Origin of the sequence: Haemophilus parainfluenzae, from assembly GCF_036288925.1 — a bacterium.
Taxonomy (GTDB): Bacteria; Pseudomonadota; Gammaproteobacteria; order Enterobacterales; family Pasteurellaceae; genus Haemophilus_D.
On sequence record NZ_CP127167.1, the window covers coordinates 852616 to 879385 of the forward strand.

The window sequence follows — 26770 nt, forward strand, 5'->3', positions numbered from 1 at the left end:
TTTCATCAATAAAAAGCCACCCTAATGGATGGCTTTGAAATATGTACTTCTAAGCTAAGATTACCAGCCTTTTACAACACCATCTTTAAAGTGTTTTTTCGCTTCTTGGTAAACTTCTTCAGTTTGGTACGCTTTGACGAAATCTTGGATCGCTTTGCTGTCTTTGTTATCAGTACGTGCAACGATGATGTTTACGTATGGAGAATCTTTATCTTCTACGAAGACACCGTTATCTTGCGCATTTAAACCAACTTGACCCGCATAAGTGTTATTTACAACAGCAAGATCAACATCATCTAGTGCACGAGCGGCAACAGAAGTATCTACTTCAGAAATTTTGAAGTTTTTCGGATTTTCAACAATATCAGCTACAGTTGAAAGAAGGTCGTTAACATTTTTAAGTTTGATTAAACCTTGTTTTTCTAGAAGAATTAATGCGCGACCGCGGTTTGACGGATCGTTTGGAACAACGATTTTAGCACCTTCTTTTAAATCATTTACATTTTTAATAGTTTTAGAATAACCAGCAAGTGGGTAAACAAAGGTGTTACCAACGATCACTAAGTTATTTAAGCTTTTTGCTTTTGCATCTTCATCTAGGTAAGGTTTGTGTTGCATTGCGTTAGCATCTAAATCACCTTTAGATACCGCAGTGTTTGGTAATGCGTAGTCATTGAATAAAACAAATTCAACATTTAAGTTGTATTTATCTTTTGCGACTTTTGCAGCAGTTTCAGCTACTTGGTGCTCAGGACCCGCCATTACACCAACTTTGATTGATGTTGCAGTAGGTGTAGTTGATGCTACATCTGCTTTTTTCTCTTCTTTACACCCTGTTAATACTAATGCTGACGCAATAGCAGTGATAGCAAATAAGTTTTTTAATTTCATGTTTTTTCCTTGTTGTGAATAAAATACTATAGAAAATAATTAACGGTGATCCACTCGTTTTGCGAGCGTGTCGCCTAATTTTTGACTGAGCATCACGATAATCACGATAACAATCGTTGCCGCCCAAGTTACCGATGGCATATTGCGATAGACACCATAGTTAATGGCGAGGCTTCCTAAGCCGCCACCGCCTTGCGTTCCCGCCATTGCGGTATAGCCAATTAATGTCACGAAAGTGAGCGTAATAGCATTAATTAGCGTAGGTAGGGATTCAGGCAAATAGAATTTACGAATAATTTGCCAATTGGTTGCACCCATTGCTTTTGCGGTTTCAGTTAAACCCATTGGAATCTCAAAAAGCGCATTACTTGTTAGGCGAGCAAAAAATGGTGTTGCCGCCGCACTTAATGACACAATCGCTGCATTAGAACCAATGCTCCCGCTAGGAAGTAACCAACTGGTAAGCGGAATTAAAGCAAGTAACAAAATAATATAAGGGATTGAACGTCCAATATTAATAATGACATTTAAACACGCATTGAGCTTTTTGCTTTCTAAAATCGCCCCTTTATTGGTTAAAAAGGTTAAAAAACCTAATGGTAAACCTAATAAAGCTGCAATTAATGTTGATAAGACCGACATATAAATTGTTTCAACGGTAGATACCGTTAATAAATTAGCAAAATTATCGGGAAATTGTTGGCTAAGTGTTGCCCATAATTCATTGAACATAGCCTAGTACCTCTACTCGAACATTATTTTCCATTAAATAGACCTTAGTTTGTGTAATTGCATCTTCATCACCTTCAACTTCTGCAATAGTAAAGCCGAATTTAACGCCACCGGCATAATCAATTTGTGAAGTTAAAATACTGAGTTCGACACCAAACTTTTTCGATGCTTGAGAAAGTAGTGGCGCATCGACAGAGCGACCAGTAAATTCAAATTTGATAATTGGGTAAGATCTTGCATGTTTGGGACTATGAGATAAATTTTCCAAGTATTCTTCTGGCAACGAGATATGGAAAGTAGAACTAATAAATTCTTGAGCTAACTTTGTTTTTGGATTAGAGAAAATTTCGCTAACTGTGCCTTGTTCAACGAGACGGCCTTTATCAATTACTGCAACTTGATCGCAGATTCGTTTAACTACTTCCATTTCATGGGTAATAAGAAGAATTGTAATGCCTAAAGAGCGGTTGATTTCTTTTAATAATTTTAGAATGGATTGTGTTGTAGCGGGATCTAATGCGCTAGTAGCTTCATCACATAATAATACTTTGGGATCACTTGCAAGTGCTCGAGCAATGGCTACACGCTGTTTTTGGCCGCCTGAGAGATTAGCTGGATACACATTATGTTTATCACTTAATCCAACAAGCGCTAAAAGTGCGGTTGTTTTCTCTTGAATTTCTGCTTTTGATTTATTTTCTAATTCAAGTGGTAACGCTACGTTTTCAAAAACGGTTCGAGAGGTCAATAAATTAAAATGTTGGAAAATCATGCCGATTTGGCGGCGTGTTTTCACTAATTCAGCGTCAGAAAGTTGAGTTAAATCTACGCCATCGATGATTACGGCACCGTGAGTTGGTCTTTCTAATAAGTTTACACAACGGATCAGCGTACTTTTGCCCGCACCAGAGGCACCAATGACCCCACAAATCTGTCCTTTAGGCACATGTAATGAAACATTATCAAGTGCAGTCAGTTTTTTATCTGGAAGTGTAAAAATCTTCGTAATATTATTTAGCTTAATCATATAAGCCCTTGTCGTCAGTTAATATCTAAGTTTAATCTGTATTCTAGACGTCTAGATTGCTATGTCAATATGTTAACGGATCTTTTTTAGATTGATTGGTTATGACTTATTATTGCTAATGTAGAAGATAAAGGAGATAATTTGCCTTAAGAAGAAGGTAAATAAGAAAATATATGAAGAAAGCTATTTTTTTGGATCGAGATGGTACCTTAAATATCGACCATGGTTATGTTTATAAAATTGAAGATTTCCAATTTATTGAAGGCAGTATTGATGCACTAAAAGCGCTAAAAGAACTGGGATACCTTTTAGTTTTAGTGACGAATCAATCAGGTATTGCTCGTGGATATTTTTCAGAAGAACAATTTTTGCAGCTTACAGAATGGATGGACTGGTCATTGGCTGATCGTGGTATTGATTTAGATGGTATCTACTATTGTCCTCATCACCCGGAAGGGAAAGGCGAATATAAAGAAGACTGTGCATGTAGAAAACCAAAATCAGGCATGTTATTAGAGGCGATTAAAGCACTAAAAATCGATCCTGCGCAATCTATTATGGTTGGCGATAAGATTGAAGATCTTAAAGCGGGTATTGACGCAAACGTGAGAACAAATATTTTAGTACGAACAGGTAAACCTATTACAGAAGAAGGAGAGAATCTCGCTGATTATGTTTTGGATTCTATTGCAGATTTACCAAGAATAGCAAAGCGATTAATTAAATAACAAAAATAATCTATTTTTTGAGCGAATAGACGAAAAGATATTCAATTAAGAAAAAAATCACATTTTTTACAAAAAAGCACTTGCAAAGAATTCTGAAATATCTATAATACGCCCCACACAACGACGCACTGTTGTGAAACGTAATAAAGCCAGTGCGTCGTTCTTTTTGCTCTTTAACAATATATCAGACAATCTGTGTGGGCACTTGTTGATTGACTTGTTTTAAAAATATTTTTTAATTTTGAAGTCTTAATAGGTGCTAACTAGAAATTCATTATACTTTATTAAGTAGTGACATTTTATGTCAGCAGTATTGAGCGATTGAACTTGAATTGAAGAGTTTGATCATGGCTCAGATTGAACGCTGGCGGCAGGCTTAACACATGCAAGTCGAACGGTAACATAGAGAAGCTTGCTTCTTTGATGACGAGTGGCGGACGGGTGAGTAATGCTTGGGAATCTGGCTTATGGAGGGGGATAACTATGGGAAACTGTAGCTAATACCGCGTAATATCGAAAGATTAAAGTGTGGGACCTTCGGGCCACATGCCATAGGATGAGCCCAAGTGGGATTAGGTAGTTGGTGAGGTAAAGGCTCACCAAGCCGACGATCTCTAGCTGGTCTGAGAGGATGACCAGCCACACTGGGACTGAGACACGGCCCAGACTCCTACGGGAGGCAGCAGTGGGGAATATTGCGCAATGGGGCAACCCTGACGCAGCCATGCCGCGTGAATGAAGAAGGCCTTCGGGTTGTAAAGTTCTTTCGGTAGCGAGGAAGGTGGTTAGTTTAATAGGCTAGCCAATTGACGTTAACTACAGAAGAAGCACCGGCTAACTCCGTGCCAGCAGCCGCGGTAATACGGAGGGTGCGAGCGTTAATCGGAATAACTGGGCGTAAAGGGCACGCAGGCAGACTTTTAAGTGAGGTGTGAAAGCCCCGGGCTTAACCTGGGAATTGCATTTCAGACTGGGAGTCTAGAGTACTTTAGGGAGGGGTAGAATTCCACGTGTAGCGGTGAAATGCGTAGAGATGTGGAGGAATACCGAAGGCGAAGGCAGCCCCTTGGGAATGTACTGACGCTCATGTGCGAAAGCGTGGGGAGCAAACAGGATTAGATACCCTGGTAGTCCACGCTGTAAACGATGTCGATTTGGGGTTGAACTTTGAGTTTGGCGCCCGTAGCTAACGTGATAAATCGACCGCCTGGGGAGTACGCCGCAAGGTTAAAACTCAAATGAATTGACGGGGCCCGCACAAGCGGTGGAGCATGTGGTTTAATTCGATGCAACGCGAAGAACCTTACCTACTCTTGACATCCAGAGAACATTCCAGAGATGGAATGGTGCCTTCGGGAACTCTGAGACAGGTGCTGCATGGCTGTCGTCAGCTCGTGTTGTGAAATGTTGGGTTAAGTCCCGCAACGAGCGCAACCCTTATCCTTTGTTGCCAGCGATTCGGTCGGGAACTCAAAGGAGACTGCCGGTGATAAACCGGAGGAAGGTGGGGATGACGTCAAGTCATCATGGCCCTTACGAGTAGGGCTACACACGTGCTACAATGGCGTATACAGAGGAAGCGAGAGTGCGAGCTGGAGCGAATCTCACAAAGTACGTCTAAGTCCGGATTGGAGTCTGCAACTCGACTCCATGAAGTCGGAATCGCTAGTAATCGCAAATCAGAATGTTGCGGTGAATACGTTCCGGGCCTTGTACACACCGCCCGTCACACCATGGGAGTGGGTTGTACCAGAAGTAGATAGCTTAACCTTTTGGAGGGCGTTTACCACGGTATGATTCATGACTGGGGTGAAGTCGTAACAAGGTAACCGTAGGGAACCTGCGGTTGGATCACCTCCTTACTAAAAATGAGAGACAATAAGTGTCCACACAGATTGATTGATATATTGTAGACAATATCGAGCAGAAAGCCGTTATTCCCTTGGGTCTGTAGCTCAGGTGGTTAGAGCGCACCCCTGATAAGGGTGAGGTCGGTGGTTCAAGTCCACTCAGACCCACCACTCAAACTGAGTGAGTGATGAAGGTGAATAGGGTGGTAAATAAACGATGATATGGGGATATAGCTCAGCTGGGAGAGCGCCTGCCTTGCACGCAGGAGGTCAGCGGTTCGATCCCGCTTATCTCCACCACTTATCATCGTTAAGTAAATTGAGCAAGTTAACACTTAAAATACTTTAATGAATTTATTTAACGATGATAACTGAAAATGTTATTTCTGTTCTTTAACAACCAGGAAACAAGCTGAAAAACTGAAGAGACTTTCAAGTCCTTTTAAAGGATAAGAAAAAGTCTGAGTAAGAATAAAATCTTGATTGAACAAAAGCAATCAAGTGTTTAGTTGAAAACACAACATCAAGAATTTTTGAGGTTGTATAGTTAAGTGACTAAGCGTACAAGGTGGATGCCTTGGCAATCAGAGGCGAAGAAGGACGTGCTAATCTGCGAAAAGCTTGGATGAGTCGATAAGAGGCGTTTAATCCAAGATGTCCGAATGGGGAAACCCAGTAGATGAAGAATCTACTATCACTGACTGAATACATAGGTAAGTGAGGCAAACCGGGAGAACTGAAACATCTAAGTACCCCGAGGAAAAGAAATCAATCGAGATTTCGTTAGTAGCGGCGAGCGAACGCGAAGGAGCCTGTTAGTGATAATGACAGAGACAGAGGAACAAGCTGGGAAGCTTAGCGACACAGGGTGATAGCCCCGTACTCGAAGTCCAGGTCATGGTACTAAGCTAACGACAAGTAGGGCGGGACACGTGATATCCTGTTTGAAGATGGGGACCATCCTCCAAGGCTAAATACTCCTGATTGACCGATAGTGAACCAGTACTGTGAAGGAAAGGCGAAAAGAACCCCGGTGAGGGGAGTGAAATAGAACCTGAAACCTTGTACGTACAAGCAGTGGGAGCCCTTTAAGGGTGACTGCGTACCTTTGTATAATGGGTCAGCGACTTATATTTTGTAGCGAGGTTAACCGAATAGGGGGAGCCGAAGGAAACCGAGTCTTAACTGGGCGTCTAGTTGCAAGGTATAGACCCGAACCCGGTGATCTAGCCATGGGCAGGTTGAAGGTTGGGTAACACTAACTGGAGGACCGAACCGACTAATGTTGAAAAATTAGCGGATGACTTGTGGCTGGGGTGAAAGGCCAATCAAACCGGGAGATAGCTGGTTCTCCCCGAAATCTATTTAGGTAGAGCCTTGAGCGGACACCTTCGGGGTAGAGCACTGTTCGGCTAGGGGTCCATCCCGGATTACCAACCCGATGCAAACTACGAATACCGAAGAGTGATACTCAGGAGACACACGGCGGGTGCTAACGTCCGTCGTGGAGAGGGAAACAACCCAGACCGCCAGCTAAGGTCCCAAAGTCTATATTAAGTGGGAAACGAAGTGGGAAGGCTTAGACAGCTAGGATGTTGGCTTAGAAGCAGCCATCATTTAAAGAAAGCGTAATAGCTCACTAGTCGAGTCGGCCTGCGCGGAAGATGTAACGGGGCTCAAATATAGCACCGAAGCTGCGGCATCAGTAGCAATACTGTTGGGTAGGGGAGCGTTGTGTAAGCGGATGAAGGTGTGTTGAGAAGCATGCTGGACGTATCACAAGTGCGAATGCTGACATAAGTAACGATAAAACGGGTGAAAAACCCGTTCGCCGGAAGACCAAGGGTTCCTGTCCAACGTTAATCGGGGCAGGGTGAGTCGGCCCCTAAGGCGAGGCTGAAAAGCGTAGTCGATGGGAAACAGGTTAATATTCCTGTACTTGGTAAAGCTGCGATGTGGGGACGGAGCAGGTTAGGTTATCGCACTGTTGGATATGTGCGTTTAAGTTGGTAGGTGGGAAGTTTAGGCAAATCCGAACTTCTTTAACACTGAGAGATGATGACGAGGCTCTACGGAGCTGAAGTAACCGATACCACACTTCCAGGAAAAGCCACTAAGCGACAGGCTTTACTAAACCGTACTGAAAACCGACACAGGTGGTCAGGTAGAGAATACTCAGGCGCTTGAGAGAACTCGGGTGAAGGAACTAGGCAAAATAGCACCGTAACTTCGGGAGAAGGTGCGCCGGCGTAGATTGTAGTCCTTCGCGGGCGAAGGTTGAACCGGTCGAAGATACCAACTGGCTGCAACTGTTTATTAAAAACACAGCACTCTGCAAACACGAAAGTGGACGTATAGGGTGTGATGCCTGCCCGGTGCTGGAAGGTTAATTGATGGTGTAATCGAAAGAGAAGCTCCTGATCGAAGCCCCAGTAAACGGCGGCCGTAACTATAACGGTCCTAAGGTAGCGAAATTCCTTGTCGGGTAAGTTCCGACCTGCACGAATGGCATAATGATGGCCAGGCTGTCTCCACCCGAGACTCAGTGAAATTGAAATCGCCGTGAAGATGCGGTGTACCCGCGGCTAGACGGAAAGACCCCGTGAACCTTTACTATAGCTTGACACTGAACATTGAATTTTGATGTGTAGGATAGGTGGGAGACTATGAAGATGATACGCCAGTATTGTTGGAGTCGACCTTGAAATACCACCCTTTAACGTTTGATGTTCTAACGAAGATTGCGAAACGCGGTCTCGGACAGTGTCTGGTGGGTAGTTTGACTGGGGCGGTCTCCTCCCAAAGAGTAACGGAGGAGCACGAAGGTTTGCTAATGACGGTCGGACATCGTCAGGTTAGTGCAATGGTATAAGCAAGCTTAACTGCGAGACAGACAAGTCGAGCAGGTACGAAAGTAGGTCATAGTGATCCGGTGGTTCTGAATGGAAGGGCCATCGCTCAACGGATAAAAGGTACTCCGGGGATAACAGGCTGATACCGCCCAAGAGTTCATATCGACGGCGGTGTTTGGCACCTCGATGTCGGCTCATCACATCCTGGGGCTGAAGTAGGTCCCAAGGGTATGGCTGTTCGCCATTTAAAGTGGTACGCGAGCTGGGTTTAGAACGTCGTGAGACAGTTCGGTCCCTATTCGCCGTGGGCGTTGGAGAATTGATTGGGGCTGCTCCTAGTACGAGAGGACCGGAGTGGACGCACCACTGGTGTTCCGGTTGTGTCGCCAGACGCATTGCCGGGTAGCTAAGTGCGGAAGAGATAAGTGCTGAAAGCATCTAAGCACGAAACTTGCCAAGAGATGAGTTCTCCCAGATTATAAATCTGTAAGGGTTGTTTAAGACTAAGACGTAGATAGGCAGGATGTGTAAGCGGTGTGAGCCGTTGAGCTAACCTGTACTAATTGCCCGAGAGGCTTAACTATACAACGCTCAAGGGTTTTGGGTGTTGAAATGATACAAAGACGAAACTCAGAGAAGAAAGAGAAAGTATTGAAGGTAAATCAGCTTGTTTGGTTGTGAGCGCTAGAGATAGCGGAGCAGAGAGAAATAGAAAAGTTATTAAAGGAATAATCCTGGCGGCGATAGAGCGGTGGTCCCACCTGACCCCATACCGAACTCAGAAGTGAAACGCCGATGCGCCGATGGTAGTGTGGGGCTTCCCCATGTGAGAGTAGGACACCGCCAGGTAGTGAATATAGAACCCCGAGCTGAATGGCTTGGGGTTTTTTGTTTTTAGATTTGAGTTTAATAAACTAAAAGTGCGGTCAAAATCAGAATAGTTTTATTAAAAGATGTTTAAATCTTTTAATGAGAAAATATAGGTGGAATGGTACAATCACCAAAATTTTTTATAGGATAAATAACACAAATGGCTCGTAAAAAGAAAAGTCGTAAAATTAGCGATATTATGCCAATTCGTAAATCAGATAAGAAACCTGAAGCACCTAAGCTATCAGGTAAAAAATTAACACGTTATGAATTAGATGCTAAAGCAAGAGAAGATAAGAAAAAACGTAAACATAAAGGTTTAGCATCGGGTTCTCGTCATAGTAACGCTGAGCAAAATAAGCATAATCAAGTCGTTGAACAAAAAGATCCGCGTATTGGCAGTCGTAAAAAGGTTCCACTGATTGTTGAATTTGTGAATAAACCTGAGAAAGGGATAATAATTCCAGCAGTAAAAGAGCCGAAAAAACTTGCGCCTGAAGTTGAGTTAGAACGTTTAGAAAATAATGAAATTCTAAATGAATTGCTGGATGCCTTAGATGAAGGTAAAACGATTAGTAAAGCTGATCAACAATTTGTGGATGAATGTTTAGATCGTATTGCTCAGTTAATGGAAGAATTGGGTATTCAAGATGAAGATGAGACAGAGGATGATCTCTATCGAACCTTCGAGAAGATTGATATCAACCAATTCAGATAATTGTCATGTGGCCGATTATTTTCAGTATCATTGCTTTGGGAATTATTGCTGGTGTATCATTTTATGCTTTCAAATTACTTAGGAAGTTACGCCATCAAAACACTCTCATTAAACAGGCTAAAATAACGCGTACAAAACGCCTAAAAGAGAGTATGGTAATTATCGCTAAAGCGATGCAAAATGGAGATTGTAACCATTCAGAAGGAGTGATTCGTTTATCAATGCTTTTACTCCCTTTTGGACAATCTTTGCAGCCATATCAAGCGATGTATGCACTTTATAATATTGTAAAAGAAATGCCTACGCATGAAGCTCGGAAAGCATTGTTAAAAAAAGAAAGAATGAAACTCGATCTTGAGCGAGAAAGTGCAGAAGCAAAATTTGAAGAAGAAATTATGTTGGAGTTACGTCAGTTTTTAAATGACGTAGAGAAATTTGGGGAAGCTTAATGTCTGAAATTATTTGGGATCTTGCGTTAATTCAAAAATATAACCAATCAGGACCTCGTTATACATCTTATCCAACTGCATTAGAATTTAATGAAAGTTACACAAACGAAGATTTTATTGCAGCGGCTAATCGTTATCCGGAAAGACCACTTTCCCTTTACGTACACATTCCGTTTTGTCACAAACTTTGCTATTTCTGTGGTTGTAATAAGGTGATTACTCGTCATCAACATAAGGCGGATATTTATCTTGATTACCTTGAAAAAGAAATCAAAGCACGCTCAGAATTATTCAAAAATCGTGTTGCGACTCAAGTGCATTGGGGCGGCGGCACACCGACTTATTTGACAGAAGAACAATCTGCTCGTTTGATGAAGATGCTTAAAGACTATTTTACGATTGCGGATAATGCAGAAGTCAGTATTGAAATGGACCCACGCGAGATTGAACTTGATATGCTTGATCATTTACGCAATATTGGTTTTAACCGAATTAGCATGGGTGTACAAGATTTCAATAAAGCGGTTCAAAAAGCGGTAAATCGTGAACAAGATGAAGAGTTTGTAAATGCTTTGCTTGTTCGTGCGCGTGAGTTAGGTTTCCAATCAACGAATCTTGATTTAATTTATGGATTGCCACTTCAAAATGTGGAAAGCTTTATGTTTACATTGCATAAAGTGATTGAATTGAATCCTGATCGTTTAAGTATCTTTAACTATGCTCATTTACCAAGTCGATTTGCAGGGCAAGCAAAAATTAAAGAAGATCAATTACCACCACCGAAAACTAAATTAGAAATTTTACAGAAAACGATTGAAACCTTAGGCAATGCTGGTTATAAGTTTATCGGTATGGATCACTTTGCTAAACCAGATGATGAATTAGCGATTGCTCAAGAGAAAGGTGTCTTACATCGAAATTTCCAAGGCTATACCACGCAAGAAGAATGTGATTTGCTCGGTTTAGGTGTATCAGCCATTAGTTTATTAGGTGATACATATGCTCAAAACCAAAAAGAATTAAAACATTATTATCATGATGTAGAAAATTCAGGTATTGCACTGCATAAAGGTTTAGCGATGACAGAAGAAGATTGCTTACGTCGTGATGTGATTAAGCAATTGATTTGTAACTTTAAGCTTGATTTTGCACCAATTGAAAAACAATATAATATTGATTTTAAAAAACACTTTGCTGAAGATTTACAGTTATTACAGCCATTACTTGAAGATGGGTTAATTTCTGAAACAGAAACAGGCTTACAAGTTTCGCCTAAAGGTCGATTATTAATCCGTAATATTTGCTTATGCTTTGATACCTATTCAAGAGCAGCAGCAAAACGACAACAATTCTCTCGAATTATTTAGTTATACAAAAAACGGTCAAGACTTAAATCTTGACCGTTTTTCTTTCAATCTATTTATTTCGCGATGCTTTCTAGTGCCCATAATTCGCTGAGATTTTCTCTGCGACGAATTAAATGAGCTTTGTCTCCATCCACTAACACTTCTGCCGTACGTGGACGAGAATTGTAGTTAGAAGACATGCTTGCACCATAAGCACCAGCAGAGCGTTGAGCAATATAATCACCTTCAGCAATGGCGAGCTCACGCTGTTTACCTAAGAAATCAGAGGTTTCGCATACCGGACCGACAACATCATAAGTGGCTTTTTCACGCTCTAAAGTGCGGTCAATTTCAATGATGTTCATATAAGCTTCATAGAGTGCAGGGCGAATCATATCGTTCATGCCAGTATCGGTAATCGCGAAGTTACGGCTTTCATTACTTTTTAAGTATTGCACTTTAGCCACTAAAATCCCCGCATTCGCCGCAATCGCTCTACCTGGTTCCAGAATAATTTCGAGATCTTCATAATTTTTTAATTTATTCAGTAACGCTGCGGCATAATCACTTGGATGTGGCGGTGTTTCATCAGTATAAGTTACGCCTAAACCACCGCCGAGATCTAAGTGTTTTAACGTGATGCCATCTTCTTTTAACTGTTCTATTAAACGAATGAGGCGATCCGTTGCATCTAAGAAGGGTTGTAATTCAGTCAGCTGAGAGCCAATATGGCAATCCATACCGGTAATTTTTACATGAGGTAAGGTTGTTGCTAATTTATATACTTCACGTGCTTCATCTACGCTCACACCAAATTTATTTTCTTTCAATCCAGTGGAAATGTAAGGGTGTGTATGGGCGTCAACATCGGGGTTTACGCGTAAAGAAATAGGCGCAATTTTCCCCATTTCACCGGCAATTTGATTGATATGATGTAATTCCGCAATAGATTCCACATTAAAACAACGAATGCCCACTTCTAACGCTCGCGTAATTTCGGCACGAGATTTTGCCACACCGGAAAAAACCACTTTTGATGCGTCACCACCTGCTGCCAATACGCGTTCTAATTCACCCTGTGAAACAATATCAAAGCCTGAGCCTAATTTTGCCATTACATTTAATATGCCGATATTAGAATTGGCTTTTACGGCATAGCAAATTAAATGTGGATGATCTCCTAAGGCTGAGTCAAAGGCGTGCCAATGGCGTTCAAGTGTTGCACGAGAATAAATATAAAGCGGTGTGCCGAATTCTTCAGCGAGTTGTTTGACGGGCAAATCTTCAACATAAAGTTGCTCGTTTTTATATTGGAAAAAATCCATGACGAATCCTTTAAGTGCGGTCAGTTTTTATTGTGTTTTTTGTGTGTTTTGCGGCTGTTCTTTTTCAGGAAAATATAATGGTCCTTTTACACCGCAACCTGTAGCTAAGGTGCAGAATGCACTTAATAACAAAATAGAAAGTAATTTTTTCATTTTTCAATCTCTCTAATCAGTAAAATCTACCTTTGCCAACGAGGCGAAAGGCTTTATAATTCACGGCATTCTATCAGATTTAATCGGAAAATTTTATGAATGTTGCAGAATTTCACCAAAATATTGAACAGGTTTGGCAAAAAATTGAAGAAGCGTTAGAGAATCAAGGTTGTGATGTGGATTGCGAAACGCAGGGTTCGGTATTCACGATCACATTTGATGACCGCTCACAAATCGTGATTAATAAGCAAGAACCCCTTCTTGAGCTTTGGCTTGCGAGCCGCTTGGGTGGATTTCATTTTGCCTATAAAAACAATGATTGGGTAGCAAATGATGGTAAACGCTTTTGGGATTGTTTAACCGAGGCGGTTGCCGCTCACGGAGAAACGGTAACATTCTAATGGCCGAACTCGCGGAATATGCCCCGCAAAAAACAGACTTAAAAACGACCGCACTTCATACGTTACGGTCTGTTTTTGGTTACCAATCTTTCCGCAAAGGGCAGGAAGAAGTGATTCATGCTGCGTTAAGCGGTCAGGATGCCTTAGTGGTGATGGCCACAGGAAATGGCAAATCCCTGTGTTATCAAATTCCAGCACTTTGTTTTCCCGGTCTCACATTAGTGATTTCGCCTTTGATTTCTTTGATGAAAGATCAGGTGGATCAACTCCAAGCAAACGGCATTGAAGCGGATTTTCTAAACTCTAGTCAGACGCCAGAACAACAACAGCAAGTTGAAAATAAGCTGATTTCAGGTCAATTAAAATTATTATATGTTTCGCCTGAAAAAGTGATGACAAACAGCTTTTTTCAGCTGATTTCTTATGCTCAAATTTCCTTTATTGCTATTGATGAAGCGCATTGTATTTCACAGTGGGGGCATGATTTTCGCCCTGAATATACCCAACTTGGTAGCTTAAAAGCAGCGTTTCCAAATGCGCCAATTATGGCATTAACGGCGACAGCGGATTACGCGACAAGACAGGATATTCTCACTCATCTTAAATTGGATAATCCTCACAAATACATAGGCAGTTTTGATCGCCCAAATATTCGTTATACGTTGGAAGAAAAGTTTAAGCCGATGGAGCAGCTTACGCGTTTTGTTTTAGCTCAAAAAGGCAAAAGCGGCATTGTATATTGTAATAGTCGTTCGAAAGTAGAACGTATAGCCGAAACTTTGAGAAATAAAGGCGTGTCGGCTGCGGCGTATCATGCGGGAATGGAAACCGCACTGCGTGAACGAGTCCAGCAAGATTTCCAACGAGACAATGTTCAAGTTGTGGTTGCGACGATTGCGTTTGGCATGGGGATTAATAAATCTAACGTACGTTTTGTCGCCCATTTTGATTTGCCGAGAAGCATTGAATCATATTACCAAGAAACTGGTCGTGCGGGACGAGATGATTTACCAGCGGAAGCGGTGCTTTTCTACGAACCGGCTGATTATGCGTGGTTACAGAAAATTTTGCTTGAAAAGCCAGAGACGCCACAACGTCAAATTGAACAACATAAATTGGAAGCCATTGGTGAATTTGCCGAAAGTCAAACTTGTCGCCGCTTGGTATTACTCAATTATTTTGGTGAATATCGTCAAACACCTTGTCAAAACTGCGATATTTGTCTTGACCCGCCAAAGAAATATGATGGCTTAATTGATGCGCAAAAAGTGATGTCGACGATTTATCGTGTGGGGCAACGTTTCGGTGTGCAATATGTGATTGCGGTATTGCGAGGGATGCATAATCAAAAAATTGTAGAACGCCAACATGATAAGTTAAGTGTTTATGGCATTGGTAAAGATAAAAGCAAAGAACATTGGCAATCTGTCATTCGCCAACTGATTCATCTTGGTTTTATTCAACAAGTGCTTGGTGAGTTTAATAGTGCCACGCTTCAGCTCACAGAAAGTGCTCGCCCTGTTTTAAAAGGCGAAGTGCCGCTTGAATTAGCGATGCCACGCATTTCATCCATTAATAAAATTGTGCATACGTCTCATAAAAATACGGTAGTAAATTACGATAAAGATCTGTTTGCTCGTTTGCGTTTCTTAAGGAAGCAACTTGCGGATAAAGAAAATATTCCACCTTATATTGTCTTTAACGATGCAACGTTACAGGAAATGGCGCAATATATGCCAACAAGTAATATTGAGATGTTACAAATTAATGGGGTGGGTGCGATCAAATTGGAACGCTTTGGGCAGCCGTTTATGGCATTGATTCGAGAGCACAAAGCAATTTTAGAAAAGGCAGAAAAAAGATAAGTGCGGTTAAAAAACAGAGAATTTTTCAACCGCACTTTTTTTCTAGCTTGCTCTTACATCTTGTTCATCGCGTAATTGACGGTCAAAGACTTGTGCACAATCATCGGTACCCGAACCATACCAAGTAGTATCACGCAATGCTACTTCACCTTTACGGTATTTTTCCACTTCGCTTTTCTTCACCAAATAACCCGTTACACGAATCAAATCGGTGTTTTTAAGGTAAGTGGTGATGTAGCGGTAACCTTGAGCAAATGAGCCATCGATAATATCAACGACGGCATCTAAATGATCCACATAGGTTTGGTCAAAGGCAAACAAATCTCCCGTACCTGATGGGAAGTACTTATGGAATGGCGCTGATTGTTTTAAATGAGCTAATAATGTTGGTTCTTCACCCACACGAATACGATGCGCAGGCGCATTACGTTTATCTTCTTCATGATTGCTTGCACCCACTTGCGCATGTAATAAATAACGGTTGCCCGTGCGTTCAGCATACACGCCTTCATGGTTATCCGTGACTTCTTTTAATTTATCCATAATCAAGGTTGCAATTTCATCACCGCGTTGGCTTTTACCAAAGGTTTCGTTTAAGCCTTCTTGTTGCAATAAATGATTTGCTGCATCAGCGAGACCAACAATAGCAAACATCCCTGTAAAATTAGTCCGTTTGATAAAACCTTCTTTTTCGAGGAATGAGGTATTGAAGAAGTTGCTTTCTTCTACTACAAATTTATGACGTTTATCCATAGTGGATAGCGCGCATTTTGCAACACGAGGTAAAAGTTCATTGACCATTTCATCCACGGTTTTACAGGCGCGCGCGATAGTCCCTAAGCGCAAACGAGTGAGGGTATAAGCCCCACCACATTCAGGAAGTGCGTTGTAGCAGCTTGCAATACCATATTGTTCGCCTAAGTCAGAAATGTAGTAAGCATCGTTGGCAAAAGACGGTTTAGAAACCAATAAGCAGGCTTTTGCTGCTAATTCTGCAAATTCACGACTTGTTTTACTCTTATCGTAACGAATGGTCATATTTGGTGTTGGTGCTTCCAACTCAATCACCGCTTTTAAAATCAAACGCCCTGCTTTGGTGTCATAAGGCCCAATATTGGCATGACAGAATGAATCTGGCACGGTTTTATCCACATGATTTAAGAAACGTTTAATTTTGATGTAGTCTTGTTCTTCATCGGTAATAAACGGGTCAAGTAGCATGTCTAATCGCCCAATGTAAACCGGGAATGTGGTAATTGATGGCACGTGGGAATATAAAATCAATAAGCCATCTAATGCTTCATCAAGATCTTTTGGTGCGGGCAATTCAAGGAATTCACAGCCTTTTTTAATATACACATTGTAATCCGGCAAAATATAGCGAGGACGATAAATCGCATAGCCTTCGTTTAAATCACAGATCATTTGATTTTGAAGAAATTGCCATTCTTCATCCGTATAGCCTAATAATTCACGAGGATCAAATAATCGCTCGGCAATATTGCCTAAACACATGAGTTTTTGTTGATAGGTGAGCGTGTTGGATTTTACGGTATCCAAAATATCTTGAAGAGATGCAAGCATAATAATGTCCTGATTAAAAAGGGTAGCTTATTTTAAGTCAGTGAATGAGTAATGACAATTTTGACAATGTGATCCGCATCACATTTATGATATTTATCAGTCAATTCGGTTATATCATATGACGTTAAAATGTTTGGGTTTTATCGGATTTCCCATTATGATGTTGGCGTTAAACATAAACAGGAATAATATGAAAAAAGCACGGGTGATTCCCCACACCAGTTGGGCAGCCAAATCGCTATGGTCAGTCGAAGGTAAAACCATGTCGATGCTCTTATTTGCATTGGCAATACTGGGCATTGGAGATGGCTTAATTGTGCTCGCTAATTTGGGCTCTTCACCTTGGACCGTGCTTTCTCAAGGTGTGGCATTACAAGCTAAGGTGAGTATCGGTTGGTCATCATTTTGGATTAGCTGTTTGGTAATGTTAGCTTGGATTCCCTTCAAATTAAGGCTTGGGCTTGGCACCATTCTAAATATTATTGTGATTGCCTTTTTCCTTGGCTTAACCACGAAAATTGTGCCAGAACCAACCGCACTTTTTAGCCGAATTTTATTCGATGGAATTGGGCTTTTGCTTTATGGATTAGGGACGGCATTGTATTTAACCTGTCATCAGGGGGCAGGCCCGCGGGATGGTTTAATGGTGGGGCTTTGTCAACGATTTCATTTAAAAGTGGGGATTGTGAGAACAAGTCTTGAAGTGTCGGTTTGTGTATTAGGTTATATTCTCGGCGGCACAGTCGGAATTGGTACCGTTGTTTTTGCCGCCGCGATAGGTTGGATAGTGCAGTTATGCTTAAACTCAATTGCTCGCTTGCCACATCTTCCGCACGAAGGGGATAATCTCCACTAAGGCATCATCAATAGAAATTAAACCTAAATTCATTTCCTCTTTCCCTTTTGGCGGGCAGAAAGCAATGTGTTTGTCTGCATCGTTAATCGGTTTCCAACGACGAGGCTGAGATGACCGACTATTTGGATAGAATCCGATCGTTGGCACATTGAATGCACTGCTTAAATGCAATGGTCCAGTAGAGCCTGCAATGAATAAATCCGCACAAGCCAGTGAGTGTGCAAAATCCACTAATCCTTTATTCTTATCGTACACAACCACATTTGGGTTATCGATTTTTGCTGCTAGCTCATGGGCCTTTTCACTTTCACCCGGTCCTGCCGTTAAGATAATCTGGCAATCAAATTCGCTTAACAAGCTTTGTATCAATTGAGCATATTGTGACAATGAGAGACTTGTTGCTGAACCACCTGTTCCGCTATGCACAAACACCCATTTTTTATCTGCCGATAAGCCTAATTGTTCTTGCAGAAAAACACGTTGATTTTTAACCGCACTTTCAGGAAGTAAAAGATAAGGTGGTTTGGGTTCCACAATCGGCATGTTGTGTTTTTTTAAGAACGCTCGAGCCAGATCTTGATTGTATTCTGCTTCAGATTTTTCTGAGCGTGAGCGGCGTTGTGTTAAACGATGGTTATAAAGGATTTGCACCCATTTTGTTGCGGGTGCAAGACGATAAGAAATCCCACTTTTCCACGCTAATTTACCGTTATGGGTATTGGAAAAGAAGCTAATCATGCCGTCAAATTGCTGATCTTTGATTTCTTTAACAAGACGATTGAAATCCGCTTTGTCGTTCTTGGCACTATCAATGATGACATCATCTAAATAGGGGCAAATTTGAGCCAATGGGGCTGTATAAGCTGGCACAAGTGCGGTCAGTTTTAGCTCGGGATTTGAGGCTTTCAACATCGCAAAAGCTGGAAATGCCTGAACAAAATCCCCCAGTTTATCGTTACGAATGACTAAAATTTTCATGATTCTGCCTTTTGTTGTGTTCGTATTGCGGCATAAAATACAATCGTTAAGAAAAAGTAAAAAATAGTACCCGAGTTATGGGTTAGGAAACCTTGGCTCAAGCCATAGATCATCACAGATAAAATATGGGCAATACCTAAAGTGGCAATCAGCTTGATTTCATTATTCGTGGTTTTCAGACCTTTCATAAAGGCAAGTAGAGGAATCAATAACACAGCGAGCAAGGCGAGTAGTCCAACTATTCCTCGTTTTGAGAGGTCGTCTAAATATTGATTATGGGCATGCGTAAATTGTCCAATGTCACCCGTGACAATTTTTTCTTTCGTATCTAACTTACGCTTTTCTGTCGCCCCTTGAATGCCCCAGCCAAATAAAGGCTTTTCTTTTGCCATTTCAAGTGCACTTTTCCACATTTCAAAACGCGCACCTAGAGAAGTATTGCCATCATTATTATCCAAGTAAAGTTGGATATCTTTTCGTGCAACGTCAATCCGTTCCATAATTCGGTTATTGGGCATTTGGCTAATGCCAACGCTTGCTACGGCAATGATTCCAAAGAAAGTCAGGAAAAAACGTTTCGAAAGAGAATGGCGATAGATATAAAGGATAACAATAAGTAAGATAGGTAATGTCACCCATCCTCCACGAGCAGTGGAAAGTAAACTTCCTATGATGCCACATAAACCACCAATAACACTAAGAGCGGTTAATTTTATGTCTTTTTTCTGATGGGCATAGAGGGCAATAACTAGGCTAAAAATACCTAATGACATAGAAATGTCACCACCTTGAATATGCATAATTCGAGGATTTTGCTCTGGGCGTAAATTCAACATAAATTTATCATAAAGTGCAACACAGGTGGAACTCATTCCACCAAGAGGAATCGCATAATTCAAAACGCAAGTTTTGATTGGGTATTTTAACAATAAAAACAAGATAGGAATTAAGAAAACTACTCGACTTGCCGTATCGATATCGCGCATTTTCCCTCCATGAATGAAGAGGGAAAAAATAAATGTAAAGAAATAAAAAAGGTAACTATAAATTAACCATTTGTCCACTTTTGATAAGTTTAATAGTGTTCTCTTGATTAAACTATAAATGCCATAACCTAAACTGATTAACATCAGTAAAACTGGTGCTGCATTATACCCACCCTTGACAATAAAAATAGAAAGAAAGAATAGTGTTACCGCAAAATTTATGATGGTGGGTAACCAATTTTGTTTTGTTATGTACATAGATAATGGCCGATATTTTGGGGGAGATTACATTAAAAAACCGCACTAGAAAGTGCGGTCTTATTTTAGTCTATTTTTATGGATTATAAAACATCAACGCAGTTTAAGTCTTCGAAAGATTGTTCTAAGCGTTTAGAGGGAGATTCCTCCATTGTCTCTCCAGATAAATGATTGTAGGTAGTACTTAAATAGCAATAGAAATTATTCATGAAAGCCAGTTAATTATCTGGTATAAACTTTTACCTTATTTTTATTAAGATGTTTTACTAAAAACTCTTTTCAAAAATCAGATTAATATTCTTCTGTTGATAAGAATACATTTGAGGAATGTTACTTATTTGCTTTTTCCAAATAAACTGTAGTTTAGGTGTAATTCCCTCCAAATGCCAATCTCGTTTCCAAACTAATAAATTTAGAGAATAAATATGATCTTTACGGTTTTTATTAAAGGAGAAAATATCTAAATTACCTAATTTAGCAACATCTTTATAATTTCGTTTAATAAATGACACGGCTATTTGTGAAGATATTCCTTTTCCCCAGTCTTGTCCCCAACCTAAACGTAGGCCTTTGCTTTTAGAACCATATTGCCTTACTTGAGTTTTTTCATTTATCCAGTCACCTCCAATATAGAAAAATTGTCGAGTGTTTGGCTGAAAAATTAAGGTTGATGTAAGCTGTGTTAGATGTCCATTAAGCTCTTTTTCAATAAAATAATGTTGTTTTTCAAATTCAGCAGAATAAGATAGTTGCCAATGTGGGTTAAAGTGAAAATCATATTCAACTTGCACACCATTATTCCAGCGATAACGATGGTTGCCATACCAACGACGCTCATAAAAAGGTTTCACTTTTATTATATGAGATGCATTTTTATAGGCATAACCTAAAAAAGTGCGGTTTAAAATATCATCATATTCATGATTATCCCAATACTCTTTACCCCAAGCTCGATTGCCGAATAAAAAATAGTGAGAATCGAATAAATTCAAATCTCGAGAAACCGAGAAAAAATATCCAACTCCATGGGCTGATTGTGGCAACATTTTTGGGGATTTGGTCAGTACTGCACGATTAGACAATGGCACATAATTGACATTTGCTGCATGGTTGACATTTTTATCTCGGATATAATGAGCTGCAAAATCTATCTCCCAACTTTGTCTCTTATCTAATGCTTGCAGATAATTATTAATAACCAACAACGAACCATCAGGTAGATCTTTTTCCACTTTTGCTTTTTCAAATTGAGTTCTTGCTGCACTATCTTGCCTTTGATGAAATAATGCAATCGCTAACTCGATTCTAACTGGGTTTAATTCTGGGTTTTCCGATAAGACTTGTCGATAAAGCCGAATTGCTTCGTAATAATCTTGTTCTAAAAAGGCAATACGCCCTTGTGCAAATTGAGCTAAATGTTTATTGAAATGAGGATTATATTGATACAGATCTATTAATCGGGCCAGTTCTTTTCCAGATAAAGAATATATATTTTCGGATAATAGTTTTTCAATCATTTTAGGATTACTTTGAAGATATGTTATATCTGGTAACGATAATGTGTGAGCAGTCGCAGAAAATGAAAAAGATGAGTAGAATAGCCAAAATAACGCTTTTTTCATATTACACCTAATAAAATAGGCGGAATAACCCGCCTATTAACATATAAAAATAAATTAACGATAGCCACCAAAAGAAGTATTTAATGCTGAATTATTATCAAAAGTTACAATACCAGCAGCTTCTTCGGCATTTGGCCCATATAATGCACCTGTATATTTACCACCGTCATTCAAGAATACACTAGCTTTACCACTAAAACTATTACCATTTAAACTAGTTTCATGCAGAGTAATATCACGAGCAAGTGGCATCTCAATTTTTCCATCAACTTTTTTAGTATCAAAATTTACATTAAGAGTGGTTTTTCCATCTGCTTGTACGCCATTAATATTTTGAGCAATGATACTATCTCTTGCACGCACTGCATGCCCCGTATAAGTTGCAGAGCCTTTTGGAATACTTGAAGTTGGTGTTACTGTACCTTGATAACGAATTTCTTGGCGAGTTTTATCGTGATTCACCCACACACCGTAAAATGAATGATTTTGGTTATAACCAATTAGTGTTCCATCCATCGTATTACCGCCAGTTAGTCCTTTGTCACTATTATTTAAATCAAATTTTGTACCATCTGGTGTTTGTGCAGTACCAGAACCACCACCAGAACCACAAGCGACAGCTAAGGCTGATAATCCTAAAATAGCAACATTATTTAATTGTTTTAACATAACGATTTCCTCATTTTTTCTTAGTTAGAAAGATTAACTTTAATTCTAATAGGAAACTAGACTCTATATCTCAACTGTCCAGTTGTTAATTTAAAAATCATTTGGTGAATTTATTATTTGGGTTATCGTTATAATTATTAAATGCAGAAAATATTTGATGAAAAAGCACTTTTTAGCCAACGGTTACGAGTTGCTCTTGAAGCCGCTTCTTACGGTACATTTAAAGTATCAGACATTGAGAGGGAATTTAACTTACGTTATGTTTCAGGGTCTGTCACACCCCAAGCAATTTATAAATGGCTAAATGGTCAATCAATCCCTTCTTTTGACAAAATCCAAGTACTTGCCGATTGGTTAAATGTTTCTGCAGAATGGTTAAAGACCGGGGCAAGTAATACCACTTTAAATGCACAATCACTTATTGAAAAACAAGGTTTAGAGAGTTTCCTTCAATTAAATAATGAGCATAAGTATTTAATTCTCAATTTGATGCAAGCACTTCTTAGAACCTACCCATAGCCTCATCTCCTTGTGTTAAGAAACTATATTTAAAAATAAAAGAATCAATAAAATACTTGCTATAATCAAGCTATCTTTATAGGTTCCATTAAATTTATTTTCTGTTAAACAATAAAAATAAAGACATGATAAAAATAATATTGTGTATTAGTTAGTAGAATTCAATATAGAAGCGTTAATCCATTACTGATATTTAATAAATTCGAAGATTAATTCCTAAATTAAAATAAAAGGCTAAATTCTATTAGAATTTAGCCTTAATATTTAAATATAATTTACAGGATTATAAAACATCAACGCAGTTTAAGTCTTCGAAAGATTGTTCTAAGCGTTTAGACATAGATTCTTCCATTTTACGTAACCAAACACGTGGATCGTAGTATTTTTTGTTTGGCGCATCTGGGCCTTCTGGGTTACCTAATTGACCTTGAAGATAAGCTTCATTTGCTTTATAGAAGTTCAAAATACCATTCCAAGATGCCCATTGAGTATCTGTATCAATGTTCATTTTGATTGCACCATAACTAATTGCTTCACGGATTTCTTCGCGACTAGAACCCGAACCACCGTGGAAAACGAAGTTAATTGGTTTAGCAGGAAGGTTGCGTTCTTTTGCAACGAACTCTTGTGATGCACCTAAAATAGATGGTTTTAATTTTACGTTACCTGGTTTGTAAACACCGTGTACGTTACCGAATGCTGCTGCAACGGTAAAGTTAGGGCTTACAGGGTTTAATTGGTCGTAAACATAAAGCACATCAGATGGTTGAGTATATAAACGAGATTCATCGACATCTGAGTTATCTACGCCATCTTCTTCACCACCGGTAATACCGATTTCGATTTCAAGGGTCATACCTAACTTGTCCATACGAGCAAGGTATTCACGGCAGATTGCCATGTTTTCTTCCATTGGCTCTTCAGATAAGTCAAGCATGTGAGAAGAGAATAATGGACGACCAGTTTCTGCAAAGTGTTTCTCACCCGCTTCAAGTAAGCCATCGATCCATGGAAGTAATTTTTTCGCCGCGTGGTCAGTATGAAGAATAACGGGTACACCATATTCTTTGGCTAAAGTATGAACGTGTTTCGCACCTGCGATCGCACCTAAAACATCTGGACGTGCCCCGGTGGTTGGTTTGATACCTTTACCTGCGTAGAAAGCTGCACCACCGTTTGAGAATTGGATAATTACTGGCGCTTTTACATGTGCAGCGGTTTCCAATACCGCATTTACGGAGTCAGAGCCCACGCAGTTCACTGCAGGGATTGCGAAGTTGTTTGCTTTGGCATAAGCAAAGATTTTTTGTACATCTTCACCTGTTACTACACCTGGTTTTACGATATCTAATAATTTAGCCATAGTTGTGTTTCCTTTTGTTTTGGAGGATTCATTCCTCCGTTTGAAAAATCAATATTTATCCCCTCTGTGCAGAGGGGATAGAAGCCATTTAATTAACCGTTCGCACGTTTTTCAAGAATTTCTACTGCTGGTAATACTTTACCTTCAACGAATTCTAAGAATGCACCGCCACCGGTAGAGATATAAGAGATTTTATCTGCAATACCGAATAAATCGATAGCTGCTAAAGTATCACCGCCACCTGCGATAGAGAATGCATCGCTGTTTGCAATCGAGTGAGAAATGATTTCAGTCCCTTTACGGAAGTTAGGGAATTCAAACACGCCAACTGGGCCATTCCATAAAATGGTTTTTGCATTTTTGATGATTTCAGCTAATTGTTTAGCAGATTTATCACCGATATCGAAGATAGATTCGTCATCTTTTACTTCAGTCACTGATTTTTCTGTTGCAGGTGCAGTTTCAGAGAATTCAGTACCAACACGTACATCAACCGGAACAGGAATATCTGTGCTTGCGGCTAATTCTTTTGCTACAGGGATTAAATCTGCTTCATATAATGATTTACCCACATTGTGGCCCGCTGCTGCAATGAACGTATTTGCAATACCACCACCCACGATAATTTGGTCAGCAATTTTTGAAAGAGAATTTAATACTTCTAATTTAGTGGAAACTTTAGAACCGCCTACGATCGCGACCATTGGACGAGCAGGTTCTTTTAGTGCTTTACCTAATGCATCTAACTCAGCCGCTAATAATGGACCTGCACAAGCAACCGGTGCAAACTCTGCTACGCCGTAAGTTGATGCTTGCGCACGGTGAGCCGTACCGAATGCATCCATCACGAATACATCACAAAGTGCGGCATATTTTTTACCTAATTCAGGATCGTTTTTCTTCTCACCTTTGTTCACGCGAACGTTTTCTAAAACAACGATTTCGCCTTCTTTAACATCCACACCGTTTAAGTAGTCTTGCACTAAACGCACATTGAAACCTGCGTCTTTTAAGTAATCAACAACCGGTTGTAAAGAATCTTCAGGTTTGAATTCGCCTTCAGTTGGACGACCTAAGTGAGAGGTAACCATCACTTTTGCGCCTTTCTCTAAAGCCAGTTTTAACGTCGGGATAGTCGCACGAATACGCGCATCAGATGTCACTTTGCCATCTTTTACCGGTACGTTTAAGTCTGCGCGAATAAATACACGTTTACCTTTTAAATCTAAGTCGGTCATTTTGATTACTGACATAAGCTTTCCTCTTGGGTTAGTTAAAATTAAACGGGGACATTATACCTAGTTCTTACTAGGTTGTAACGATGTAGATCAAATAAAAAAGTGAATTATGCTTATTTAGGGCAATCGATTACTTGCCATCGGCGATCGTAGCAAATAAATAATTCGTTATGGCTCGCCCCTAAATAAGCGCCTTTTAATTGCGGATTATTTTGCTTCATCCATTGAAATAATTCTTTACGGCTTAATTGTTCGTTTGGCAAAGAAAGCGATTCAAATAATGCTTTCTCTTGTTTGAAATAAGCTTCTGCTGAATCAAACGCACAGCTACCGTGTTTTTCCCATTCGCCTTGCAACAATTTTGCGCCTGGCGAGATTGAAAGGTAAGGCTCGAACGTTTCAATTGGAAGTGGCGATAAATCACCATTACAAAAACGAGGGTGATCCGTAACAGAGCGTGCATTCGCATTTTGCGGCCATAATCCATGCACTACCCAGCCAAATTGATTTTTTGTACTACATTGATATTGCGCTGAATCAGGTAAATTATTGCCATATTGCGCACGTTGTTTTTCACAGAATGCCGGCGACCAAGATAAGGCCAACATATAGTAATCAACTGGGGCATTTTTATTTTGCCCAATAGCATCATCACGCATGATGACATCATAATTCCCAAAATCTTTGGTATTTTTGATCGCACTTTGGCTTTGTTGTTGTGTGGTTGTTGGGGCTGGTTTTGTATCTTTTTTGTGTTCAGTAAAATATTGCCAAATGCTAAATGCAGCAAGGGCAATAAGGGAAAGAGTGGAAACCTGTTTTTTCATAAAAATCCTGTTTAAATTTTGTCAATTTTGCTTTTGTCGGCTATAATTCGCCGCTTTCTCATATAAAGGAATGGTATGGCGTTACTGATCACAAATAAATGCACAAACTGCGATATGTGTCTCCCCGAATGTCCGAATGAAGCAATTTCAATCGGCGAGGAGATCTATGTGATCGATCCTGTACTTTGTACGGAATGTGTTGGTCATTATGACACGCCAACCTGCCAAAAAGTTTGCCCGATTACCAACTGCATCAAGCCAGATCCTGAGCATCAAGAAAGCGAAGAGCAGCTTTGGGAACGTTTTGTGATGATTCACCATTCGGATAAGTTGTAGAATTTACCTGATCTTTTTCTTTTCGTCCAATGACTATGAATAAAACGAAGTTAATCAAAATCGCCATCATTCTGATTTATCTGTTCAGTCCCATTGATATTTTGCCTGAAGCGGTGCTTGGCCCATTAGGTTTAGTCGATGATGCGGCAGCCATTGCCTTATTAATTCGAATTTTATTGAAAAAATAAAAACTTGAATAAAATCAACCGCACTTTGTTTTTCTCATTCTTGCAAAATTCCGTCAATTTCTCTAAACTACGCATCGGAAAATTTCTTCCCTCATCATTTCACTTTAAACGCTACCCGTGAGTAGCAAAAGGAATCTCA

23 protein-coding genes, 2 tRNA genes and 3 rRNA genes are annotated in these 26770 nt (G+C 40.0%); 15 read left to right on the plus strand and 13 right to left on the minus strand.

From position 1 onward, the window contains the following. Positions 1 to 60: 60 nt before the first annotated feature. Genes QQS40_RS04325 through metN form a run of 3 tightly spaced genes read right to left on the minus strand, consistent with a single transcriptional unit; the run spans position 61 to position 2650 of the window. Positions 61 to 891, minus strand: a complete 831-nt coding sequence (locus tag QQS40_RS04325) for a MetQ/NlpA family lipoprotein (protein ID WP_049357202.1) — start codon at positions 889 to 891, stop codon at positions 61 to 63. A 39-nt stretch (positions 892 to 930) separates the two neighbouring features. Continuing rightward, a complete protein-coding gene (locus tag QQS40_RS04330) occupies positions 931 to 1623 on the minus strand; it encodes a methionine ABC transporter permease (RefSeq protein ID WP_049357203.1) in 693 nt (230 codons plus the stop codon). Next, positions 1613 to 2650 carry a methionine ABC transporter ATP-binding protein MetN gene (gene metN, locus QQS40_RS04335; RefSeq protein WP_049357205.1) on the minus strand — a complete coding sequence of 346 codons (1038 nt, stop codon included), beginning with the start codon at positions 2648 to 2650 and terminating at the stop codon, positions 1613 to 1615. The genes QQS40_RS04330 and metN overlap by 11 nt, the downstream gene beginning before the upstream one ends. A 173-nt stretch (positions 2651 to 2823) precedes the next feature. Between metN and gmhB the strand changes: the two genes are divergently transcribed. From gmhB to hemN, 9 genes are all read left to right on the plus strand, one after another. Beyond that, positions 2824 to 3378, plus strand: a complete 555-nt coding sequence (gene gmhB, locus QQS40_RS04340; RefSeq protein ID WP_049357206.1) for a D-glycero-beta-D-manno-heptose 1,7-bisphosphate 7-phosphatase — start codon at positions 2824 to 2826, stop codon at positions 3376 to 3378. Positions 3379 to 3707: 329 nt separating this feature from the next. After that, positions 3708 to 5240, plus strand: a 16S ribosomal RNA gene (locus QQS40_RS04345). A gap of 82 nt (positions 5241 to 5322) precedes the next feature. Beyond that, positions 5323 to 5399: transfer RNA gene (locus tag QQS40_RS04350), tRNA-Ile, on the plus strand. Between the two features lie 53 nt (positions 5400 to 5452). Beyond that, positions 5453 to 5528 (plus strand) — tRNA-Ala (locus tag QQS40_RS04355). Between the two features lie 245 nt (positions 5529 to 5773). Beyond that, positions 5774 to 8664: ribosomal RNA gene (locus QQS40_RS04360) — 23S ribosomal RNA — on the plus strand. Between the two features lie 149 nt (positions 8665 to 8813). Then, positions 8814 to 8929 (plus strand): 5S ribosomal RNA (rrf, locus tag QQS40_RS04365). Together the 16S, 23S and 5S rRNA genes with 2 tRNA genes alongside form the textbook arrangement of a ribosomal RNA operon. Positions 8930 to 9110: 181 nt before the next feature. Continuing rightward, positions 9111 to 9668, plus strand: a complete 558-nt coding sequence (gene yihI / locus QQS40_RS04370) for a Der GTPase-activating protein YihI (RefSeq protein WP_289901662.1) — start codon at positions 9111 to 9113, stop codon at positions 9666 to 9668. 5 nt (positions 9669 to 9673) lie between these two features. Then, on the plus strand, positions 9674 to 10117 hold the full coding sequence (locus QQS40_RS04375; protein WP_289901661.1) for a DUF2489 domain-containing protein: 444 nt from the start codon (positions 9674 to 9676) through the stop codon (positions 10115 to 10117). Next, positions 10117 to 11484, plus strand: coding sequence for an oxygen-independent coproporphyrinogen III oxidase (gene hemN, locus QQS40_RS04380; protein ID WP_329506384.1), 1368 nt, complete (start codon positions 10117 to 10119; stop codon positions 11482 to 11484). Before QQS40_RS04375 ends, hemN begins: the two co-directional genes overlap by 1 nt. A 53-nt stretch (positions 11485 to 11537) precedes the next feature. On the opposite strand, the gene lysA is transcribed toward hemN, so the two are convergent. Together lysA and lptM are read right to left on the minus strand one after the other, a co-directional pair. Continuing rightward, on the minus strand, positions 11538 to 12788 hold the full coding sequence (gene lysA / locus QQS40_RS04385) for a diaminopimelate decarboxylase (RefSeq protein WP_329506386.1): 1251 nt from the start codon (positions 12786 to 12788) through the stop codon (positions 11538 to 11540). A gap of 27 nt (positions 12789 to 12815) precedes the next feature. Next, positions 12816 to 12941, minus strand: a complete 126-nt coding sequence (lptM, locus tag QQS40_RS04390; protein ID WP_005697346.1) for an LPS translocon maturation chaperone LptM — start codon at positions 12939 to 12941, stop codon at positions 12816 to 12818. A gap of 95 nt (positions 12942 to 13036) precedes the next feature. Between lptM and cyaY the strand changes: the two genes are divergently transcribed. Both cyaY and recQ read left to right on the plus strand, forming a co-directional pair. Further along, positions 13037 to 13342 carry an iron donor protein CyaY gene (cyaY, locus tag QQS40_RS04395; RefSeq protein WP_289901658.1) on the plus strand — a complete coding sequence of 102 codons (306 nt, stop codon included), beginning with the start codon at positions 13037 to 13039 and terminating at the stop codon, positions 13340 to 13342. After that, entirely contained in the window at positions 13342 to 15207 is a 1866-nt protein-coding gene (gene recQ, locus QQS40_RS04400) for a DNA helicase RecQ (protein ID WP_289901657.1), read from the plus strand. Before cyaY ends, recQ begins: the two co-directional genes overlap by 1 nt. 42 nt (positions 15208 to 15249) lie before the next feature. Here the strand turns inward: recQ and QQS40_RS04405 are convergent, their stop codons facing one another. Next, positions 15250 to 16791, minus strand: coding sequence for a YjjI family glycine radical enzyme (locus QQS40_RS04405; RefSeq protein ID WP_289901656.1), 1542 nt, complete (start codon positions 16789 to 16791; stop codon positions 15250 to 15252). Between the two features lie 190 nt (positions 16792 to 16981). Between QQS40_RS04405 and yczE the strand changes: the two genes are divergently transcribed. Further along, complete coding sequence (gene yczE, locus QQS40_RS04410; protein WP_289901655.1) at positions 16982 to 17647, plus strand: membrane protein YczE; 666 nt, start codon at positions 16982 to 16984, stop codon at positions 17645 to 17647. Here yczE and QQS40_RS04415 read toward each other — a convergent pair. The 4 genes from QQS40_RS04415 to QQS40_RS04430 all read right to left on the minus strand — a co-directional run bounded on the left by QQS40_RS04415 (position 17597) and on the right by QQS40_RS04430 (position 22160). Beyond that, positions 17597 to 18628, minus strand: coding sequence for a glycosyltransferase family 9 protein (locus QQS40_RS04415; RefSeq protein WP_329506728.1), 1032 nt, complete (start codon positions 18626 to 18628; stop codon positions 17597 to 17599). The two genes, yczE and QQS40_RS04415, sit on opposite strands and share 51 nt — an antisense overlap. Continuing rightward, positions 18622 to 19869: an O-antigen ligase family protein gene (locus QQS40_RS04420; RefSeq protein ID WP_329506390.1), complete on the minus strand. Its 1248-nt coding sequence runs from the start codon at positions 19867 to 19869 to the stop codon at positions 18622 to 18624. The genes QQS40_RS04415 and QQS40_RS04420 overlap by 7 nt, the downstream gene beginning before the upstream one ends. 266 nt (positions 19870 to 20135) lie before the next feature. Beyond that, positions 20136 to 21491 carry a surface lipoprotein assembly modifier gene (locus QQS40_RS04425; RefSeq protein ID WP_289901653.1) on the minus strand — a complete coding sequence of 452 codons (1356 nt, stop codon included), beginning with the start codon at positions 21489 to 21491 and terminating at the stop codon, positions 20136 to 20138. A 54-nt stretch (positions 21492 to 21545) separates the two neighbouring features. Next, the gene (locus QQS40_RS04430; RefSeq protein ID WP_289901652.1) at positions 21546 to 22160 is read right to left on the minus strand and encodes a Slam-dependent surface lipoprotein; all 615 of its coding nucleotides are present in this window, start codon (positions 22158 to 22160) and stop codon (positions 21546 to 21548) included. A gap of 141 nt (positions 22161 to 22301) precedes the next feature. On the opposite strand from QQS40_RS04430, the gene QQS40_RS04435 reads away from it, so the two are divergent. Beyond that, a complete protein-coding gene (locus tag QQS40_RS04435; protein ID WP_289901651.1) occupies positions 22302 to 22679 on the plus strand; it encodes a helix-turn-helix domain-containing protein in 378 nt (125 codons plus the stop codon). Positions 22680 to 22962: 283 nt separating this feature from the next. On the opposite strand, the gene fbaA is transcribed toward QQS40_RS04435, so the two are convergent. The 3 genes from fbaA to QQS40_RS04450 all read right to left on the minus strand — a co-directional run bounded on the left by fbaA (position 22963) and on the right by QQS40_RS04450 (position 26107). Further along, the gene (gene fbaA / locus QQS40_RS04440) at positions 22963 to 24042 is read right to left on the minus strand and encodes a class II fructose-bisphosphate aldolase (protein ID WP_329506394.1); all 1080 of its coding nucleotides are present in this window, start codon (positions 24040 to 24042) and stop codon (positions 22963 to 22965) included. A 92-nt stretch (positions 24043 to 24134) separates the two neighbouring features. Further along, the gene (gene pgk, locus QQS40_RS04445; protein ID WP_329506396.1) at positions 24135 to 25295 is read right to left on the minus strand and encodes a phosphoglycerate kinase; all 1161 of its coding nucleotides are present in this window, start codon (positions 25293 to 25295) and stop codon (positions 24135 to 24137) included. Positions 25296 to 25393: 98 nt separating this feature from the next. Beyond that, a complete protein-coding gene (locus tag QQS40_RS04450; RefSeq protein WP_289901649.1) occupies positions 25394 to 26107 on the minus strand; it encodes a ribonuclease T2 family protein in 714 nt (237 codons plus the stop codon). A 75-nt stretch (positions 26108 to 26182) separates the two neighbouring features. Between QQS40_RS04450 and QQS40_RS04455 the strand changes: the two genes are divergently transcribed. Together QQS40_RS04455 and QQS40_RS04460 are read left to right on the plus strand one after the other, a co-directional pair. Beyond that, complete coding sequence (locus tag QQS40_RS04455; RefSeq protein ID WP_014064693.1) at positions 26183 to 26443, plus strand: YfhL family 4Fe-4S dicluster ferredoxin; 261 nt, start codon at positions 26183 to 26185, stop codon at positions 26441 to 26443. Positions 26444 to 26478: 35 nt separating this feature from the next. Beyond that, positions 26479 to 26631, plus strand: a complete 153-nt coding sequence (locus QQS40_RS04460) for a DUF1232 domain-containing protein (RefSeq protein WP_005696968.1) — start codon at positions 26479 to 26481, stop codon at positions 26629 to 26631. The last annotated feature ends 139 nt before the right edge of the window (positions 26632 to 26770 follow it).